3 protein-coding genes are annotated in these 2,920 nt (G+C 71.7%); all 3 read right to left on the bottom strand.

Translation table 11 applies throughout. From position 1 onward, the window contains the following. Window positions 1-950, bottom strand: a 950-nt coding sequence (locus FV222_RS21860) for an aminopeptidase (RefSeq protein WP_147815626.1), incomplete at its 3' end; no start/stop codon positions are given. 115 nt (window positions 951-1,065) lie between these two features. Continuing rightward, window positions 1,066-1,359: a DUF2218 domain-containing protein gene (locus FV222_RS21855; RefSeq protein WP_147752874.1), complete on the bottom strand. Its 294-nt coding sequence runs from the start codon at window positions 1,357-1,359 to the stop codon at window positions 1,066-1,068. A gap of 322 nt (window positions 1,360-1,681) precedes the next feature. Continuing rightward, the coding region (locus FV222_RS21850; RefSeq protein ID WP_147815625.1) for an FAD-binding oxidoreductase at window positions 1,682-2,920 on the bottom strand (1,239 nt) is incomplete at its 5' end.

Raw genomic sequence — 2,920 nt, 5'->3', positions numbered from 1 at the left:
GTGTCCAGCACCCGGGCGAGCACGTCGCCGCCGCGGCTCGCCGCGGACTCGACGATGCGGCCTTCGGCGAACCGCACCTGGATGCCCTCGATCAGCGTACCCTGGTACGAGAGCGGCTTGGTGCTGGTGACGTGGCCCTCGACCCGCGCCCGGTGCGGCGTGGTGAAGACCTCCTCCGTCGGGATGTTGGCGTTGCAGGTGATGCCGCTGCGCGAGGTCGCCGCGCCGCCGCACCATTCGTGCTCGTCGGCAAGGCCGACGGTGAGGTCGGTGCCCGGCCCGCGGAAGCGGATCGCCGAGAAGCGGTGGCCGTTCAGCAGGTCCTTGCGCGCGTGGAGGTGGGCGTTGTGTGCGCTCCAGGCGGCGAGCGGGTCCGGGCCGTCGACGCGGGAGGCGGAAAACACCGCGTCCCAGAGCCGGGCGACGGCCTCCGCCTCGGGGAGGTCGGGGAACACGGTGCGCGCCCAGGCCGGGGTCGCCGCCGAGACGATGGTCCAGTTGGTGGCGAAGTTGGCGATCAGTTCCAGCGCCGGCACGTAGGCCTTGGAGCGCGACCGGTTGGCGCGGGCGACCTTCTCCGGGTCCTGGGCCGAGAGCAGCGACGGGTCGTCGCCGCTGATCGCAAGGCGGGCGGCGCCGTTGCGGTAGGCCTCCGCCATGCCCGAATAGAGCCAGCCGGCGGCTTTGTCGAAGGCGGCGTCGGGGGCATGCGCGAAGCGCGCGAGCGTCGCGACGTCGTCGCCGAGCAGCGTGGTCACGAGGGAGGCGCCGGCCCGGTAGGCCTCCGCCGTGATGGCGCGGGCCAGCGGCAACGCCTCGAGCGGCGCGGTCAGGACCAGTTCCTGCCCGGGCTGAAGGTTGAGGCCGACCCGGACGGCCACGGTGGCGAGCCGGTCGAGCCGCTCCCCGTGCGTCGATCCCACGACCGGCGGCTCAGCATGCGCGTTCATCGCGACCCTTTCCCGTGACGTCCGATCCTGTCGTGCAGGATCGAGCCCTGCAAGATCGGTGCGGGGTCTAACGGATCAGGCGGTGCGCGACCAGATCAGGCGGCGCGCGACCGGTTCAGGCGGCGCGCGACCAGGTGATCTCGCCGAGGCTCTCGCGGAAGGCGAAGCGCATCAGGTGATCGGAGACGACGTTCTCCAGGCGAGTCAGCCCGGCGGGATCGGAGGTGGCGATCCGCATCAACAGGGCGTCGGGCTCGGCGTCGAAGGTGCAGACCCGGTCCTCGCCGAACGGCACGGTGCCGTGCTCGGGGGTCGCGGACACCGGGAACTTGTGGCTCCAGTGGCGGCAGAGCTGCTGCAGGTAGCGGCTCGCCTCGGCGGTCTGCACGCGGGCCTGAGAGGTGGGCATCTCGATCGTCTCCTTGAAACGTCACATCGCGGGCCGGCCGCCGTCTTCGCGTCTGCGAAGACCCGCCGCTGGCCCAAGCAAGTGCTGGACCCTGCTGCCGGCCGCGCGACCGAGGTCCACGTTCCAAACGCAACCTCAGCCGTTAACGCCCGGCTAACGCAGGGAAACCCGCACGCTCCCGGCCTGACTCCGGCCGGTCGCGAGTCGCACCTTGGACCGGCCGATGAGCCGATTTATGGCGCGATGCGTCATGCATCATGGCGACAGATGGTGCGTCGCACAATGGAATTCCACCCGCCTCGGCAGTCCGCGACGCGGAACGTCAGGGCAGGGCGGGCTGCGGGTCGGACGACAGGGCGACGACCTTGCCCGGATTGAGGCGATCCTGCGGGTCGAGGCCGGCCTTGATCGCCCGCATCAGGTCGAGGGCGACCGGGTCGCCGTAATGCTGCAGCTCGTCGCGCTTGATCAGGCCGACGCCGTGCTCGGCGGCGATCGAGCCGTCCATCGCGGTCACGATATCGTGGACGATGCGGTTGAAGTCGGCCCAGGCGCCGAGGAACGCGGCCTTGTCCATGCCGACCGGCTGGCTGAGGTTGAAGTGCATGTTGCCGTCGCCGACATGGCCGAAGGCGCAGACGCGAAGGCCCGGCATCGCCGCCTCGCAGGCCGCGCTCGCCTGCTCGACGAAGTCGGCGAGCCGCGACAGCGGCACCGACACGTCGTGCTTGATCGAGCCGCCCTCGTAGCCCTGCGCATCCGAGAGGTGCTCGCGCAACGCCCAGAGCGCGAGGTTCTGCGCCTCGCTCGCCCCGAGGGTCGCGTCCTCGACGAGCCCGTCCTCGATCGCGTCCGAGAGCGCCGCCTCGAGCTCGGCCCTCGTGTCGGCGTCGGGCCGGGCGGAGGCGAGCTCGATCAGCGCGTAGGCGCCGTGCGCGCCGGCCAGCGGCCGCACCGTGCCGGGCATGTGCCGCAGCACCATGTCGAGCCCGACCGGCGGGATGAACTCGAAGGCGGTGAGATCCCGGTCGGCGCGCTTGCGCAGGCGCGCGAACAGGTCGAGCGCGACCCGCACCGAGGGCAGCCCGACGAACCCGACCGTGCGCGAGGCTGGCTTCGGGAACAGCTTGAGCACCGCCTTCGTGATGATGCCGAGCGTGCCCTCGGAGCCGACGAACAGGTGCTTGAGGTCGTAGCCGGCGTTGTTCTTGCGCAAGGCCTTCAGGCCGTTCCACACCCGGCCGTCGGCGAGCACCACCTCGAGCCCGAGGAAGAGGTCGCGGGCGTTGCCGTAGGCGAGCACGGCGATGCCGCCGGAATTGCAGGCCAGCGCCCCGCCGATGCGCGCGGACCCGCGCGAGGCGTAGGAGAGCGGGAACAGCAGCCCGGCGGCGTCGGCCGCGTCCTGCACGTCGGCGAGGATCGCGCCGGCCTCGACCACGATGCTGGCGTTCACGGGGTCGAGCGACACGATGCGGTTCATCCGCGCCAGCGACAGCACCACGCCGCCATGCGGCACGCCGCCGCCGACGAGCCCGGTGTTGCCCCCCTGCGCCACCAC

The organism is Methylobacterium sp. WL103, assembly GCF_008039885.1.
GTDB lineage: Bacteria > Pseudomonadota > Alphaproteobacteria > Rhizobiales > Beijerinckiaceae > Methylobacterium > Methylobacterium cerastii.
The sequence above is the reverse complement of the archived record's forward strand: the minus strand, read 5'-3'. Positions and strand labels throughout refer to the sequence as shown.